This window comes from Acidobacteriota bacterium, assembly GCA_026393675.1.
Lineage (GTDB): Bacteria > Acidobacteriota > Vicinamibacteria > Vicinamibacterales > JAKQTR01 > JBAXOX01.
In genome coordinates, this window is sequence record JAPKZQ010000004.1 from 147,076 (window position 1) to 163,297 (window position 16,222).

The following is a 16,222-nucleotide window of genomic DNA, read 5'->3' on the forward strand; positions in this document are numbered from 1 at the left end:
GCCGACTGTCATGCCGCTCGCGCCGATGTGTGGCAGACAAGATCCGTCAAGCCCGCGGCGTCCAGGATCAACCCGACGCGGCCATCACCGAGGATGGCCCCGCCGGCAACCCCGCGCACGCGAGCGAAGGTCCCGCCCAGAGACTTGATGACGACTTCCTGCTTTCCGAGCAACTCGTCGACCAGAAGGGCGACCCGCCGCCCGTCATCCTCGATGACCACGGCGACGCGATCGGAAGGATTCGCGGGTGTCTCGGCGAAGCCCACCAGCTCCGCCAGCGACGCGAGTGGCAGCAACGCGTTGCGCACCTGGATCATGTGCGGGCGGCCCTGGATGCAATGCACCTGCTCAGGCTTTGGCCGCAGCGACTCGCGGACGGCGAAGGTCGGCAGCACGAATCGTTCGCCCGCCGCCCGCAACATCAGGCCGTCGACAATCGCGAGCGTGAGCGGCAGCTTGATCATGAAGGAGGTGCCGCGCCCGGGCGTGCTCTGGATGTCGATGCGACCCCGCAGCGCATCGACGTTGCGGCGGACGACGTCCATGCCGACGCCGCGCCCGGAGATCTCGGTGACTTTGTCCGCCGTCGAGAAGCCCGGCCGGAAGATGAGCTGGTGAATCTCGTTGTCGCTCAGGGTGTCGTTCTCGCCGATGAGGCCTTGTGCGATCGCCTTCTTCCGGATCCTCTCCGTGTTCAGGCCCGCCCCATCATCGGACACCACGATCACGATGCTCCCGCCGTGATGGTAGGCGCTCAGCGACAGCCGGCCATGTGGCGGCTTGCCCGCGGCGGCGCGCTTCCCGGCATCCTCGATGCCGTGGTCCACGCTGTTGCGGACCATGTGCATCAACGGATCGTTGATATCCTCCACGACCTGGCGATCCAGTTCGGTGTCTTCCCCTGAGAGGTCCAATTCGACCACCTTGCCGGATTTCTTGCCGAGGTCGCGGACCAGGCGTGCCATCTTCTGGAATGTCTGGCGCACGGGCATCATGCGCATCGCCATGGCGTTGCGCTGCAGGTCGGTCGTAATGCGCTTGAGCTGCGAGAGGTTTCGCGACAACCGTTCATCACCGTTGCGGCGCAGGGCGGGATCCTCGTGGATCATCGCCTGGACGATCACGAGTTCGCCGACCATGTCGACCAGGTTGTCGAGCTTGCGCGTATCGACCTTGACCGTGTCCATCTTCACGCTGGTCGTGACGGGCCGGCCCGCACCATTCTCGGCGGCGGCGGGCGTCTGGACCGCAACAGAAGTTGGTGCGACCGGCGCCGCCGCGACCGGTTCGGGCGTGGCCGCCATCCCGGCATCCAACATGGGCGGCGCACTCAGGTCTGGTACGGCGGCGGCGGGCGTCTCAATGGGCGTGGACGGCGGAGGTGGTGGCGCCTGCGCCACGACCGGCGCCGGGCGCGGGCCACCCGAGACGATGGCATCGACCACCGTGATGAGAATGTCCCGCTCGGCCGTGACATCCGGGGCGACCTGTCCGTCGAGCTTCAGCTTCAGGCCGCCGATCATCGTCGTCAACACGTCGACGGCTTTGAGGATGGCGTCGATCTCGTCCTCGCCGATGGCCAGTTTGCCGGATCGGCCCAGGTCCAGGAGGTTCTCGACTTTGTGCGCCAGGGCCTGGACGCTGACCACGCCGAGCGCGCCGGCGTTGCCCTTGATCGTGTGGAAGGGGCGAAACAGGTCGTTGAGCAGCTTGACATCGCCAGGCGACGTTTCGAGCGCCAGCACGGTGGCTTCGATCGATCCCAGGTGGTCGAGCGCCTCGGCAATGAACATGCCTGCCAGTTCCGGGTCGGCCTTCAGCATTTCGAGTTCCGCGCTGTCGACATCGTCAGGCTGTCGATTGTGTTCGTGGTCGAACCCGTCCATGTTGTCTCCCTGAGGCGGGGCCCGACACGGCGCAGATGCCCGCCACTAGCTGAAATCGGCAAATGGCGACCGCCCATGAGCGCGCAGTCGCTTGTCAGAACCCGATTTCGATCCTGAGCGTGCTCGCGGTGATGCGCCAGCGGCGACCCGATCCGACTCTAGAATTTGCCGAAAGTCCCCGTGCCTTCGAGAGGGATTTGCTCCTCGGCCGCCGATGAGCGCTTGGCACGGGTCGAACCTGACGTCATCTTCATGACGTTGGAGGCGGTCGCGGGCCGAGGTGCAGGCCTGCCTGGGGCGTGAGCGCCCTGGTCCGATGCGCCGACCAGGGCTTCCAGGCGAGCGACGACATCCATCGACTGTTCGGCCTGGGCATTGAGTTCTTCGCTCGCCGCCGCGCTCTCCTCGGCCGTCGCGGCCGTCGTGTGCGTCACCTTCTCCATCTGCATGATGGCTTGTGTTACCTGGTCGATGCCCTGCGTCTGCTGCTGGCTCGCGGCGCTCACCTCATCGATCAGGCCCTTCACCTTGATCGAACTCTCGGTAATCGCCGTCATCGCTGCCGGATAGGAAATCGGCCGACGCCCATCGGTCTTGAATTTGGCGGGATGTTCGATCGGAAGGGTCTACTCCGGCAGACCGTCAAACGGCACGATGATCGACACCCGGCGGTTGCGGGCATCGAAAGGGTTCTCCTTGAAGCGAAGACGAAGGTCGGCGTATCCACGCACTTCTTTCACCATGTCCGGCCCGAGACCGCCTCCCTGCATCAGCCGCCGCGCGGCGTTGGCACGTTCGACGGACAAATCCCAGTTCGAGTACGCGTTGGTGGCGGAGTATGGCCGGCGGTCGGTATGCCCTTCGACGATGATGGGTTTCGCCAGCAGCGCGAGTTCCTTCGCGATCAGCACCAGGAGCCGCTCGGTGTCGGCCTTGACCTTCGCGCTGCCGGTGTCAAAGAACATCGATTCGTCCGAATCGAGCAGCTCGATGCGCATCCCCTCGTTGGTCAGCGTGATCTCGACCTGCTTCTCCAAGCCCTTCATTCCGCCGATCTTGGCCAGTTCGGCTTTGAGGCGTGCACTCGCCTTCTCCATGGCCTGACGCACGATCTGCCGGGCCGTGGCGTCCTGACCGGTCGCCTTCATCGTGGCGGCGCCGGGCAGAATGCCCGAACCCTCGTTGCCGATGCCGCCCTTTGACGTGGTCTGGAACGCCCCTGGATCGCGGAAGTACGCCGCGACGGCCACCTTGATGTCCTTCTTCATGGAAATCAGCCACATCACCATGAAGAACGCCATCAACGCCGTCATGAAGTCGGCGAAGGCCACCTTCCAGGCCCCGCCATGGTGGCCGGCGTGGCCACCTTTCTTTCTCTTGATGATGATCTCGTCTTTGGCTTCGTGCACGGCAGTCGGTCCCATCGTCGCCCGCGTGTCGGGCGGGCTCTGACCTCTTTACATGACGCTACGCCGCGGCAGCCGCCTGCGACCTGCCCTTTCCGCGACAGGCGCGCTCGGTCTCCTCGAAGCTCGGGCGCACGTCCTCGGGTAGCACCCGCCGCGCGAACTCCACGGCCAGCACCGGCGGCAGCCCCTTGTGAATCGCCAGGATGCCGGTCTTGATGCACTCGAGATAAAGCGCCTCCGCGGCAGCCCGGTGACCGAGCGTCGCCGCCAGCGGATTCACAAATCCGTACGCCAGGAAGACGCCGAGGAAGGTGCCGACCAGTGCGGCCGCGATCTTCTCGCCGATCTCGGCCGGCGATCCGTCAATGGCGCCCATCGTGATGCACACGCCCAGGACGGCCGCAACGATGCCGAGGCCGGGCAGCGTATCGCCCATCCGCGAGAGCGACTCCGACGGCTGCAGTGTTTCCTTGTGGTGCACCTCGAGGTCTTCCTCCATCAGTTCGTCGAAATCATGCGCACGCACGCCGCCCATGATCATCACCTTGAGCGAATCGCAGAGGAACTCGACGGCGTGGTGACGCGCGAGAAACTCGGGGTGCGCCTTGAAGATGGAGCTTTCCTTCGGCTTTTCGGCGTGAGTCTCGAGCGCCATCGCGCCGGCCTGCTGCCCGGCGCGAAACAGGTTGTAGAGCATCGTGAGCAGATCGAGATAGACGGCTTTGGTCCCGGCGGGCTTGGTGATGCGGCCTAATTGGCCACCCAGTGCCTTCAGCGCGGCCATGGGCGTCCCGATCACCATCGATCCGATCGCGGCGCCACCGATAATCAGAAACTCGGACGGCTGGTACAGCACACCCAGTTTGCCGCCGTGCGCCATGTACCCGGCCAGCACCGAAATCAAGACCATCAGGAACCCGATAGGTGCGGTCATGATATCTTGGCCCGTTTGGTCGCCGACGCCTTGTCGGCTTCGCTGCGCTTGTCCTGCTGATGCCGACGCACGGCATCCGCAACAGCCTGCTGCAAGGCGCCCATCGTCGCAGGCTTGGCCACGATGGACCCGATGCCCGGGGGCGGTTCAGGGCCAAAATCCACCGCCCAGGCGGTCATCAGGACGATGGCAACGTGTGGCTTGACCGTGGCCACGCGGCTGGCCAATTCGATGCCGTTGATCCCTGGCATACCAAGGTCGGTCACGATCACCTCAATCGGTTGATTGGCGACAATCGCCACGGCCTCGAGGCCATCGCGTGCGGTGGTGACCTTGTGTCCCATGGCAGCCACCATGGCCGCCAGGCTCTCGCAGACATCCGGCTCGTCATCGACCACCAGCACGTTGAACGTACCGACGGAGGCGGCCGGGTCGTGGGATGGCGCCGCGGGACGCGGTGACTCGATGGGTGTGGGCGGCGGGAATGTCAGCTTGAACGTGGTACCGACGCCGGGCTCGCTCTCGACGAAAAACTTGGCCCTGTGCCGTTCGGCAAGCGAGGCGCACACGCTCAATCCGAGACCGTTGCCCTTGTTCCCTTTCGTGGAGAAGAACGGCTCGAACACGCGCGCCTTGACTTCGTCGGTCATGCCGATGCCGGTATCGATCACCGACACTTCGGGATGGCCCTTGAGATCGCGCGCGACGATGCGCACGGAGCCACCGTGCGGCATGGCATCGAGGCTGTTGAAGACGAGGTTGATGAGCAACTCCCGGATTTCCGCGGGCGTCCCGAGCACGATCGGTCCGTGCCTGGCGTCGACGACGACGTCGAAGCGGTGCCCGGTCTTGTCGGCCAGTTCCTGGCACCGGGGTCGCACCAGATCGGCAACCGCGCTGGCGATCTCGCCGAGGTCGATAAACTCGTGCGGTTCGGCGCGATTGGAGCTCGGCGCGAGCCGGCCGAACATCTGCAGACGGCGGACCATAGCCGCCGCATCCAGCGCCGCGGTGCGAATCGTCTCGATGTCGCCACGATGGGGCGCGTCTGGCGTCATTTCGTAGAGCAGCCAGTCGCTCAAGCCGAGAATCGTCGTCAGCGCGTTGTTGAAGTCGTGAGCCACACCAGAGGCCACCTGGCCGAGCGCCTGGAGCCGACTGGCCTGGCTGACGTGGACCTGGGCTTTCTGGAGCGCCTGCAGCGATTGCTGCAATTCGTGGGCTCCGGTGACATCGATGCCGACGCCGGCGACGCCGACCACGTCTCCTTCCGCGTTGCGCCAGGGGAGACGGCGCAGCACGAGCTGACGGGGATGGCCATTCAGCGTGAGCGTGACCTCGTCTTCCAGTTCGTGGCCGCATAACTGAACGAGTTGCTCACGGGCCGTGTTTTCGAGGGCGATGTCTGGCGGGAAGAATTCTTCGTCACGATGACCGATCACGTCGGAGACCTCGCGTCCGAGCGCGGCGAGGAATGCCGGGTTGGCCTCGACGTACACGCCCGCGAGATCCTTGGCAAACACGTAGTCACTCGTCGACAGGAACATCGATCCGTACGGCTCCGTGCCGGGGTCGACCACACGCGCCGTCGGCGAGCTGGACGCGACACTCATGCCAATCCCCCCCCCAAAACGACCATCCCGGTGACCCGACGCGTCCCCTCGCGCGTCTGGACCGGGCCGCTGAGCAGGCCAAACACTAGCCGCCGGGCTTTCGCCCGGCGGATCTCCGACTGACACCTCCGACCGCGCCGCCGGCGTGAATCCGAGGTAACTGGCAACCTCACCACGCCGGAGAAGCCGATGGCGTGGATGCTGGGCAGGGATCCACCAGTCCTCTTCTGAATCGGCAGGTTCGCGGAAGACTTCAGTCGGCGTCCCGTCCTTGGTTGTCAAAATCTCGACACTTTCTGCGTGGTGAGCCACGTCATGGGCTAAATATCGACGACAGAACTACTAGATGTAGTGGGTACGAGTCTTGCGGAGCAGGTGCGTAGTCTGCGGGCGTGCGTGACGTCTATTCGGAGGATTTGATGGCAACCTATGCGCTCACCGGCTCCTCAAGCTCTCTGAACCCGCTGGTGCGCCGGGAATACCTGGTGTGGCGTGAGCCCGACATGGCGGAGGCAGACTTGCTTGCGGAACCCGCGACGGGCGTTGTCCGATCATTCGGCTTGGAACAGCGGACGGAGACCTTCGAGCGGGCGTTTGAGCAGCGGGTGGGTGCGTCGTTCGCCATCACGATGGCTTCACGCGAGGCGGCGTTGCGCGTGGCTTTGAAAGCGCTGGGGCTGGGCGCCGGCGATGACGTCGTGGTTCCCGCCATCACGTCGATGACCACCGCGAACGCGGTGTTGCAGGTGGGCGCCAATCCCGTGCTGGCTGACGTTGATCCCGCTACACACCTCCTCACGGCTGATACGGTGGATCGCGCCCGGACGAAACAGACACGGGCCATCGTCGTCACCCACCTGTGCGGCCGCGCCGCCAATCTCCAGGCTCTCGAACCGTATGCGCATGACGCGGGTCTGGCACTGGTCAACGATGCCCGTCTCGGCGTTGAGATCCAGCACGGCGGTCAGAACATCGCGCAGTATGGGGCGCTGTCGGTCTACGGCGCGGACCCGGCGCGGCGCGGAAGCACTCACGAGGGTGGCATCATCACCACCAACAATGCTGTGCTGGCTAAGCGTCTGGCGCAGTTGCGCCGGGGCCAGCAACCTGAACAGGCCAGTCACGACGGAAAGACGGGCCTGGGTTGCGAATTCCACATGACGGCGGCCCAGGCCTCGCTGGGCTTGCGATACCTTGATTGCACCGATCCGCTCAACAGACGCCGGCGGATGATCTGGAACCGGTACGACGAGGCGCTGGCCGGCCTGCCGCTTCTGCGACCCGCGCCTGTCACGCCGGGTGATCGGCACGCCCTGGGCATCTACACGGTGCTGGTCGGCACTGAGGCGATCGCCGGCGGCCGTGACGCGGTCGCCCTCGCGCTGCACAAGGCGCGCATTGGCACCGGCGTGCACTATCGCGGCGTGCACCTGCATCCCCACTATCGTGATGGTCTCGGCTACGCCCCCACGGACTTCCCGACGGCCACGCGCATCTCCAACCAGACGCTCTCCCTCCCGCTGTCGGCGGCCATGAGGGACGGTGACGTCGAGGACGTCATCATCGCACTGACGGATATTCTGGAGTCGGGCCGGCGCTAGCCCGTCGGAGGCCAGACCCCATTTCTCGCGCGGCGAGACGGTTGTCTTCGCGTTACGCCACCAGCAGGTTTGCCGCTTCCTTGGATGACCACGGCGCCATCAATGTGGCACCCCCGGCCGCGAGTCGCGCGTGATCGCTCGGTTCGTACTCCGGCACGGCCGCGCAGAGATTGGTCAACGCCGACAGGCCGTCTCCTCTCGACACGTCGGCGCGCAGCGCGCGCACCGTGCGATGGATGAGGTCGATGGCCACCGGTTTCTGATGGGCGATCCACACGCGGGCGTGCTTGGTCCTGGCCAGATCCATCCCGCGCAGCGTCAGCTGCTCGTCGAGTTTCTCGCCGGGCCGCAGGCCGATGAACGAAACCGGCACGGCGGGCATGCCAGCCCTCTTCGCCATCCTGAGCAGGCGATTGACGATGTCGACGATGCGGACGGGATGTCCCATCTCAAGCCAGCACACTTCCCCGCCGAGCCTGAGCAGGTCGGCGCGCAACACGAGCGTCGCGGCCTCACCAACCGTCATGAAATATCGTGTCGCATCCGGATGCGTAATCGGGATGGGCCGCTGGTTGACCAGGCAATCGATCATCAACTCGAGGACGCTGCCGCTGCTGCCGAGCACGTTGCCGAATCGGACGACGACGGGCTCGAACTGCCCGTCCATCTGCGCCAGCGTGACCATCTCGGCGAGGCGCTTGGTCGCGCCCATGACGCTGTGTGGGTTGACGGCCTTGTCGGAGGAGATCAGGACGAACCGCGCGCCGACGGCCTTGGCCGCCTGCACCACCGAGAGGGTCCCGAGGACGTTGGCCATGATGCCCGCGCAGATGTCGCGCTCGAGCATGGTGACGTGTTTGTAGGCGGCGGCGTGAAAGACGACATCCGGGATGGTGGCGATGCACGCCGCGCGGATGACGCGCGGCCGCGTCACATCGCCGAGCACCGGGTCGAGATGCAGGTGCGGCCACCTGGATCGAAGCTCGCGCTCGATCTGGAACAGCAGGTACTCCGAGTGATCGACCAGCGTGAGGCTGTCGGGGTCGCAGGCGGCGATGCTGCGCGCTAGTTCGGACCCAACCGAACCACCGGCGCCGGTAATCAGCATGCGGTGACCCGCGTATCCAGCGCGCTCCGATTCGGTCAACGGTTCGCACGCCGACCGTCCAATCAGGGCTTCCTGCACGCGCGTGTCGCGGATGTCAATCATCGTCTCACCCCGTGGTCCTCGTGTCTGCAGTGACGTGCAGTGTCACGCCGCATTCCGCATCAGCACCCGATCCACCTCGGCGATGATGTCGACCAGCAGCGCCGGAGCCTCGACACGATCCACGCGCGCGAGGATGGTCTTCATGAACTCGATATCCGCGGGGGTATCGACCGTCAGCCGGATGTCTGGCCGTCGTATGTCAAGCGGCGCCAGCGGGGTGACGGTTCTGAAGGCGAACAGGTAGCGTTTGATGAACAACGTGACGTGCTCGCGATCCTGCGGATTGGTGGTCAGGTCCGCGACACGGTGCAGGGTGTCTCTCGCGATCACTTCGACGGCCGTTCCAAAGGGCAGCCCCTCCTCGATGCCGTACTCGGCGTCTGCGCGCTCGACCTCGGTGATCAGCCGCGACGTGCTGCCGATGTCGACGGCGGGATTGTCGGCCGTGGCCCGCACGACGTAGCGGCAGTCCATGGTGCGGGACGCCACGATGTACCGGGCCAGCACGTCGTCGGTCTCCCCACGAACGACGCCACACCCGTAGCGCCCGGCTTCGGCGACCACCGCATCGTCAATCGGCTCCCGGGTGGTTGCCACGAGCACGGGCCCGGCATCGGCGGCTACCAGCCGCCGGATGCAGTGTCCGAGCAGCGTGTGACGTCCGAGCGGGCGCAACACCTTGCCGGGAAGGCGGGCCGAGGCCATGCGCGCCTGGAGAACGATGAGTGCGTGGCTCATGCGGCGGCTGCCGTCTCCAGGTCGGCGGTTTTGGGAATCGGGAGCAACTGACTGATGTGATCGACAAACACCGACGCCTCGTAGCTGGTCATCCAGAGGTCGGACTTGAAGCAGCCGATTGACGGTTCCACGCGCCGGCCGAGCGCCAGTTGCAACAACATGCGCGGGAAGTCGGCACCGGCTGCGATGGTCAGCGGAATCCCTCCCGAGAAGCGGGGGTTGATCTCGAAGACCGTCGGCCGGCCGTTGACTGTGCGGCACTGAATGTTGATGGGACCGGCAAAGCTCAGCGCATCGGCGCAGGCCACCGCCAGGTCGATCAACTTCTGGTCGTTGACGGTGCGTCCGCGGTCGATCACGCCCGAGCGGATCACCACGCGCTGGCGCGGCACGATAGACAGGGGACGGCCGTTGAAGTCGCACATCAGGTCGATGGTGTACTCGGGACCAGTGAGGTACTCCTGCACGACCGGATCGGCGACGTATCCGAGGAAGAAGTCGAGGTGTGGTTTGGTGCTCACTGACACGGCGCCGATGCTGCCCCGGCCCCGCCTCGGCTTGATGAACATCGGCAAACGCGGCTGGTCGGGCATGGTGTGCGGCAGGAACGATTCGGCCGCCGCGATGCCGGCGTCGCGCAGATACGTGCACGTCGTGTACTTGTCGTTGCAGATGAGCGTGGTTTCCTCGGACGACACGGCCACCTTGATTCCCCTGCGGGCGAACCTCGCGGCCACTGACGCAAACAGCGGCAACTCCTCGTCGATCGTCGGCACGATCAGACCGATGCCTTCGGCCTCGCACAGTTCGGTGACGCTGTCGAGATAGCCCGGGTCGCTCGAGAGCGGCACCTGGTAGGCGCGGTCGCAGAAGTGCACGCCGGGCGAGAGCGGGTTGACGTCGGTGGCGATGACCGTTCCTCTGACACCGAGAGCGTTGAGCGCGTGGCGAAACGCCTTGACCAACGGCACACGGCGGGAGACCGCCGTCACGAGCACATTAAGCGGCATGACACACACTCCTGCTGGCGACCGATTCGACGTCACGATCGAGGAAGGGCGTTTCCGCGGGCAGATCCCGCGTCATGATCCGCCCGACCAGGTCGCGACCGTAGCGTGGGTCGAGTCCCACGGCGGGCCGTAACGCGACAACGGCGTCTGCGGTCACGACGTCGCCGATATGCAAGTCCCTGGTGGCGTAGAGGCTGCGCCGGCTCCCTTCGCGGTTGGGACTTTCTGGGGCGAGACATTCCTTGCGCCCGTGGCCGAGCGCGCGACGTGCGGATTCGGCCGACTGAATGAGGTCCGCCAGCATCTCCGGCGTCGCCGACACGGCCGCGTCAATGGCTTCCTGGCCTTCGAGCATGAAGTGCTTCTCGTAGATCGACGCGCCCAGGGCGACGGCGAGCACGATCGCATTCGGATCGGTGCTGTGATCGGACAGGCCAACCGGCACGTCAAAGGTGCGGGCGAGATCGGCTAACGCGCGGAGATTCTGGCTGTAGTCGGGAACCGGGTAGGACGAGACACAGTGGAGCAACGCGATGTCCCGGCCGCCGGCGGAATGGAGCGTGCCCATCGCCGCGGCGATCTCGCGGGTACTGCTCATCCCGGTGGACACGACGACCGGCTTGCCGGTGCGCGCCACCCGTTCGAGCAGGCCCGTGTTGGTGATGTCGCCGCTCGCGATCTTGTAGGCCTCGCAGCCCACGCGCTCGAGCATGTCGACAACGTCTTCGTCGAAGGGCGTCGACATGAAGGTGAGGCCGCGCCGCTTCGCATCGCTGGCAATCCGGTGGTGCGCGTCTTCGTCGAGCTCGAAAGCGCGGAAGAAATCGCGGAGCGATGCGGTCGACACGTGAACCGGCGCTGGGCAACCCGAGGCGACCAAGCGGTCGGCGCGCAGCGTTTGTAACTTGACGGCCGACGCGCCAGCGGCCGCCGCGCCGGCCACCATCTCGCGAGCCACGTCAACCGAGCCGCCATGGTTCAACCCAATCTCTGCGATCACGAACATCGGTTTGCCGGATCCGACCCGGCGGCCACCAATCTCACGCAGCATTCGCCACCTCCGTAGAGAGCAGATCCGCCGCCGTTCTGATGACTTCGTCTAGCCCGAGGATGACTGCGTCGGGCGCACATGCCGCGAGGTGTTCGCGCCTGGCATGCCGGCACAGCAGGATCGCCCTCAGGCCAGCCTGTTGTGCGCCAAACACGTCGCATCGCGGGTCGTCGCCCACAAACACGCTGTGCGGCGCACGCGCGCCGACTTTCGCCAGCGCGACCTCGAATACCGCACGCTCGGGTTTGCCTGTGCCTGTTCCCCACTCACTGGCGTAGACGATGGCATCCACCAGGCGTCCCAGCCCGAGCGCGGCTGCCTTGCGGGCCTGCACGGCAGGGAATCCGTTGGTGACCACTCCCAACCGCCAACCAGCGTCGCGTGCCGCCTGCAGCGTCGCCAGTGTCTTTTCAGGCAGCCGAAGAGACGGCACGTGCGCACGAATCGTGTCGACCAGATCTGGCACGATGCCGCCGGGAAGCAGGTGGCGCGCGCAGAGTTCCTGCAGCGCGCGATTGCGGTTCCCGCGCCGAAGCGCGCCGACCAGCGTCGCAAGTGCGTCGCGGCGTGGTACGCCGAAACGCCGTTCGACCTCGGCGGCGACCGCGCTGAAGCCGCTGCGAACGAACTGACGCTCGGCATACAACGTGTCGTCGAGGTCGAACAGGAGCGCCTTGGTCACCACAGCCTCCCGGCACCAGATCCAGTGCTGCTGTTCGCCAAACGAGTCAGGGCGTCCGCCACCCGCATGGCTCCCTGGCCGTCAATCAATGCACGCCCAGCTTGACTGATGCGATGGCACAAGGTCGGGTGGTCGATGAGTCGCGTCACTTCACGCATGGCCATTGTGATGTGGCGAGCCGATCCGCCGTCGCGCGCCGCCCCGTGGCGGGCGAGCCCGCGCACCGTCGGCCGCTGAGCGACGACCACCGCCAGTGCCACTACGGGAGTGCCCATGCGGCATGCCTCGTACAGCGTGACGCCGCCGCCGACGATGGCCACCGCCGCGCGTGAGAGTTCGTGCGACAGGCCACGCTGCGGGCCGAGCCATGTGACGCCATCCATCTGCGGGGCGACACCTGCCGGCGCCAGGCCGGCCGCGATGCGCACGCGCATGCCCGGCCTGGCACGCCGGATCGCGCGGGCGAGCTTCCAGGCCACGGCTCGGCGGCGGCCGCCGAGCGAGATCAACACGTTGTTGGAGCGTACCGGCTGGTGAGATGCGCCGGCCGCCAAGATGGCGTAGCGCGGACCGAGCAAAGCGGGCCCAGAGGGCGTCCCGCCAGGGTGCACGATGCTGCCGTCGATCGCCAGATCGGCGCCGCAGTCGGCGAGACCCAGATCGTGAATCGACGCGACGCGGACACCCACGCGTTGCACGGCGCGGCAGAACCTGGTCGCCGCCACCCCCGACGGGTCGTCAATCACGACGAGGCCGGGTTGCAGCGATTGCAACAACGTCGCGACCGACCCGTTCACGAGCCGACATCCCAGGCGACGCGCCGTCGCCCGGGCCTCCGTCTGTCCCCGAAGCGACACGATCGGACGCACGCCGAGCGCCTTACCGACCACCGTCGCCCTGATCAAGTGGCCGTAGCCTATCCGCGGCCCGGCGGCCACTCTGAACAGGATCCGCACGGTGGGTCGACTGCGAGCGGGCATCCCTATCGCCCGCCCATCCGCAGCGCGCCGCGCACCTGCTCGACGACGTAGTGCCCCTCGTCTTCGGTCATGGCGGGAGAAAGAGGCAGTGACAGTGTCTGGTCCGAGACGAGCTCGGCATGCGGGAACTGGCCGCGCTTGAGCCCGAAGCGATCCGCGTAGAAGGTATGCAGGTGCAGCGCCCTGAAGTGCAGGCTGGTTGCGACGCCGCGTGCGGTCAGTGCGGCCGACAGCGCGGCGCGGTCGAGTCCGCAGCGGTCGCGGTCGACGAGAATCGTGTAGAGGTGACGGGCGTGCCGCGATCCGAATTCAACCGGCGCCGGCCGTTCGATCGGCAGATCGGCGAGGCCCTCGTCGTAGCATTCCCAGATGGCTTCGCGACGCCGCAGGTTATCTTCGATCCGCGCCAACTGATGCAGCCCGATGGCCGCCTGCAGGTCCATCATGTTGTACTTGAAGCCGGGCATCACCACGTCGTAGTCGACCGCGCCGCCGCCCGAGTAGCGGGTCCACGCATCGCGGCTCATCCCGTGCAGCGCGGCAATCCGAATCCGGCCGGCGGCCTCCGCCGACGCGGTCGTGAGCATGCCGCCTTCACCCGTCGTCAGGTTCTTGGTCGCGTAGAAACTGAAGCACGTGTAGTCGGCGGTCGTGCCAATCCGTTTGCCTCTGGCGATGCCCTCGACGCAGTGCGCCGCATCTTCGATGAGGGTGAGCCCGGCGTGGTCCGCCATCTCGCGAAACGCGCGCACATTCACCGGCCGGCCGGCGAAGTGCACGGGCAGCAGCGCACGCGTCCGAGGCGAGATCGCCGCCGCGGCCGCGGCCGGATCGAGATTCATCGTGCGCGGATCGATGTCGGCGAACACCGGCGTGGCGCCGACGTGCACGATCGTGTTGGCCGTCGCGCAGAAGGTCAGCGGCGTGGTGACGACCTCGTCGCCGGGTCCGATGCCAGCCGCCAGCAGCGAGAGGTGCAGCGCGGCGGTGCAGGAGTTGACGGCGACGGCATGCGGGGCGCCGACGTAGGCGGCAAACTGCTGCTCGAACTGCTTCACCCGGGGCCCGGTCGTCAACCAGCCCGATTCGAGCGTCGCGCGGACTTCGCGCATCTCGGCTTCGCCGATGGCCGGCCGCGAGAACATCACCCGGGTGGTCGACGGGTGGGTGGGTGCCCCGATACCTAGCGCCGCCATTGGTCGCCCCCGGTTTCTCGGTTGCCGCCAGGCTTCAGGTCGGTCCAGACGATATTCGGCAACGGCTGGCCGTCGACATGGACGGGCTTTCTTCGGGGCTTGATTTGTGAAGTTCTCATGCCTTGCCACCGTTTCGGGCCATGTCGAACCTCCGACATAGCCGACCGACAGTACGTCCGTCTCCCGCGCTCATCCCCCCGGTGTCTGGCCGTTTTCCAGAAGAATTCTGCCGGGCCAGGCGCGCTGACGACTACTTTTGCAAGGGAGATACCAGCAGTTCTACGCCGTGGCCACTCGCATCAGGACGTCGCGCCAATGCGTGAGGAGGGGTTCCAGGTCGTATTCGAGGATGTCGGCCAGTTGGACCCAGTCCCCGGACTGCTGGGCCTCGATGAGTTCCTTGGTATGTCCGTCGAGTTCGGCTGACAAATCGGCGATGGAGAGCCCCTGCTGGCCGAGCGCCCCAAAGTCGTCCGTGAGCGGGACACTGGCGGCGGCGATCACCTGAAATACGGTCAACAGGTTCTGTGTGACCAGTTGGAGTCCCTGAACAGCGGGCGACACGTCGGCACGCCTGAATCCGTCGGCCACCAGTTTCGCGGCTTGCGCTAGCTCGGACAGGGCCATCGCCGCGTCGGCCAGCGACTGCCTGGCCAGAAGACTCGGCTCTCCCGTATCGACCTCAATCCTCGAGAACGATGCCAGCGACCGGGCGCACACGTCCTCAGCCCTGAAGGCCGGTTCGTCGACACCATCCAACCGGACCGATGTCAGGATCTGATGGGTCGTGCAGAGATCAACGTCGAAGCCTTCGACCAAGTCGCCCCACGTTTCCCAGCCACTTCGGGCGGGAGTCTCCGTACCATTCACGAGTAGTGTCACGCGAAGGTCCTCCAGCTCTGACGCGAGATATGCCAGAAACCTGCCAGCTCTTTCGGCCCCCCTGACTAAAGAACATTTCAGGGTGTCCGATTACCACTTCGGCACGTAGAGATGGCTATTCTGGCCGTCTGCCATGGGCACGGACGCCCACCACTTTCAGGGAGGAATGGCAATGGCATCGTTCTCAGTCGTCAACAACATCACCGCGGCCTACGCACAGACCAACCTGCAGGCCACACAGCTGGGCTTGCAGAAGGCTCTGAGCCGCCTGTCGAGCGGCTTCCGCATCAACCAGTCGGGTGATGACGCAGCCGGCCTCGCCGTGGCGAACGGCTACCGCAACAGCTCCGCGATCCTGAGCCAGGGCATCCGGAACGCCAACGATGGCATGTCCGACCTGCAGATCAAGGACGGCGCGCTCGGTAACATCTCGAACCTGCTCGATCGGCTCGCCACGCTGGCGACCCAGGCCTCGTCCGGCAAGGCGGGCCTCAGCCTGACCAACCTGAACTCGGAGTTCGGCAAGGTCACCGCCGAGATCACCCGTGAAGCCAAGGTGGCGGGTCTCGACACGTCAACCAATTTCTCGGTGTTCGTGAGTAACACGACCTCGGCGGCCGATGGCATGGTGGCCGGCACGGTTGGCGCGGTGACGCTGGCCTCGCTCGGCATCAATACCTCGGCCATCGACACCCAGGCCAACGCGATCAGCGCAGTCGCCGATGTGGCGGCGGCGGTGGGAACGCTGGGCGGGGTCCAGAGCTCGGTCGGGTCGCTCCAGAACAACCTGCAGTTCGCGATCAGCCTGGCGCAGTCCAAGCAGGTGAACACGCAGGCCGCCGAGAGCCGGATCCGTGACGCCAACGTGGCGGAGGAAGCGGCCAATATGACCCGGTTCAGCATCCTGTCGCAGAGCGGCATCGCAGCCCTCGCCCAGGCCAACCAGTCGACCTCGTCGGTCCTGGCGCTCCTGCGGTAATGCGAAGACGGCGGCAAGTTTGCGGCGGAGCGGGCCTTCGGGTTCGTCTCC

The 16,222-nt window shown here is 65.9% G+C and carries 15 protein-coding genes; 2 read left to right on the forward strand and 13 right to left on the reverse strand.

Annotation, left to right across the window (positions count from 1 at the left end; all coding sequences use genetic code 11):
- Positions 1-8 precede the first annotated feature (8 nt).
- The 5 genes from NT151_02020 to NT151_02040 all read right to left on the reverse strand — a co-directional run bounded on the left by NT151_02020 (position 9) and on the right by NT151_02040 (position 5,842).
- On the reverse strand, positions 9-1,886 hold the full coding sequence (locus tag NT151_02020) for a chemotaxis protein CheA (GenBank protein MCX6537703.1): 1,878 nt from the start codon (positions 1,884-1,886) through the stop codon (positions 9-11).
- Between the two features lie 158 nt (positions 1,887-2,044).
- Positions 2,045-2,413, reverse strand: coding sequence for a hypothetical protein (locus tag NT151_02025; protein ID MCX6537704.1), 369 nt, complete (start codon positions 2,411-2,413; stop codon positions 2,045-2,047).
- A 99-nt stretch (positions 2,414-2,512) separates the two neighbouring features.
- Positions 2,513-3,310 (reverse strand): OmpA family protein, encoded by a 798-nt coding sequence (locus NT151_02030; protein MCX6537705.1) that lies wholly within the window; start codon positions 3,308-3,310, stop codon positions 2,513-2,515.
- 43 nt (positions 3,311-3,353) lie between these two features.
- The gene (motA, locus tag NT151_02035; GenBank protein MCX6537706.1) at positions 3,354-4,229 is read right to left on the reverse strand and encodes a flagellar motor stator protein MotA; all 876 of its coding nucleotides are present in this window, start codon (positions 4,227-4,229) and stop codon (positions 3,354-3,356) included.
- Complete coding sequence (locus tag NT151_02040) at positions 4,226-5,842, reverse strand: ATP-binding protein (GenBank protein MCX6537707.1); 1,617 nt, start codon at positions 5,840-5,842, stop codon at positions 4,226-4,228. The genes motA and NT151_02040 overlap by 4 nt, the downstream gene beginning before the upstream one ends.
- Before the next feature lie 419 nt (positions 5,843-6,261).
- Here NT151_02040 and NT151_02045 point away from each other — a divergent pair, with 419 nt between their 5' ends.
- A complete protein-coding gene (locus NT151_02045; protein MCX6537708.1) occupies positions 6,262-7,443 on the forward strand; it encodes a DegT/DnrJ/EryC1/StrS aminotransferase family protein in 1,182 nt (393 codons plus the stop codon).
- Between the two features lie 52 nt (positions 7,444-7,495).
- Here NT151_02045 and NT151_02050 read toward each other — a convergent pair whose 3' ends face one another.
- The 8 genes from NT151_02050 to NT151_02085 form a co-directional block, all read right to left on the reverse strand.
- Positions 7,496-8,653 (reverse strand): polysaccharide biosynthesis protein, encoded by a 1,158-nt coding sequence (locus tag NT151_02050; GenBank protein MCX6537709.1) that lies wholly within the window; start codon positions 8,651-8,653, stop codon positions 7,496-7,498.
- Positions 8,654-8,695: 42 nt separating this feature from the next.
- Positions 8,696-9,391 carry a hypothetical protein gene (locus tag NT151_02055; GenBank protein MCX6537710.1) on the reverse strand — a complete coding sequence of 232 codons (696 nt, stop codon included), beginning with the start codon at positions 9,389-9,391 and terminating at the stop codon, positions 8,696-8,698.
- Positions 9,388-10,401 (reverse strand): ATP-grasp domain-containing protein, encoded by a 1,014-nt coding sequence (locus NT151_02060; protein ID MCX6537711.1) that lies wholly within the window; start codon positions 10,399-10,401, stop codon positions 9,388-9,390. The genes NT151_02055 and NT151_02060 overlap by 4 nt, the downstream gene beginning before the upstream one ends.
- Positions 10,391-11,452 carry an N-acetylneuraminate synthase family protein gene (locus NT151_02065; GenBank protein MCX6537712.1) on the reverse strand — a complete coding sequence of 354 codons (1,062 nt, stop codon included), beginning with the start codon at positions 11,450-11,452 and terminating at the stop codon, positions 10,391-10,393. The genes NT151_02060 and NT151_02065 overlap by 11 nt, the downstream gene beginning before the upstream one ends.
- Positions 11,442-12,134, reverse strand: coding sequence for an HAD family hydrolase (locus tag NT151_02070; protein MCX6537713.1), 693 nt, complete (start codon positions 12,132-12,134; stop codon positions 11,442-11,444). Before NT151_02070 ends, NT151_02065 begins: the two co-directional genes overlap by 11 nt.
- Positions 12,131-13,114 carry a hypothetical protein gene (locus NT151_02075; GenBank protein MCX6537714.1) on the reverse strand — a complete coding sequence of 328 codons (984 nt, stop codon included), beginning with the start codon at positions 13,112-13,114 and terminating at the stop codon, positions 12,131-12,133. The genes NT151_02070 and NT151_02075 overlap by 4 nt, the downstream gene beginning before the upstream one ends.
- Positions 13,115-13,116: 2 nt before the next feature.
- Positions 13,117-14,310, reverse strand: coding sequence for a DegT/DnrJ/EryC1/StrS aminotransferase family protein (locus tag NT151_02080; protein MCX6537715.1), 1,194 nt, complete (start codon positions 14,308-14,310; stop codon positions 13,117-13,119).
- Positions 14,311-14,589: 279 nt separating this feature from the next.
- Positions 14,590-15,192, reverse strand: coding sequence for a hypothetical protein (locus tag NT151_02085; protein MCX6537716.1), 603 nt, complete (start codon positions 15,190-15,192; stop codon positions 14,590-14,592).
- Positions 15,193-15,364: 172 nt separating this feature from the next.
- Between NT151_02085 and NT151_02090 the strand changes: the two genes are divergently transcribed.
- Positions 15,365-16,171 carry a flagellin gene (locus NT151_02090; GenBank protein MCX6537717.1) on the forward strand — a complete coding sequence of 269 codons (807 nt, stop codon included), beginning with the start codon at positions 15,365-15,367 and terminating at the stop codon, positions 16,169-16,171.
- The last annotated feature ends 51 nt before the right edge of the window (positions 16,172-16,222 follow it).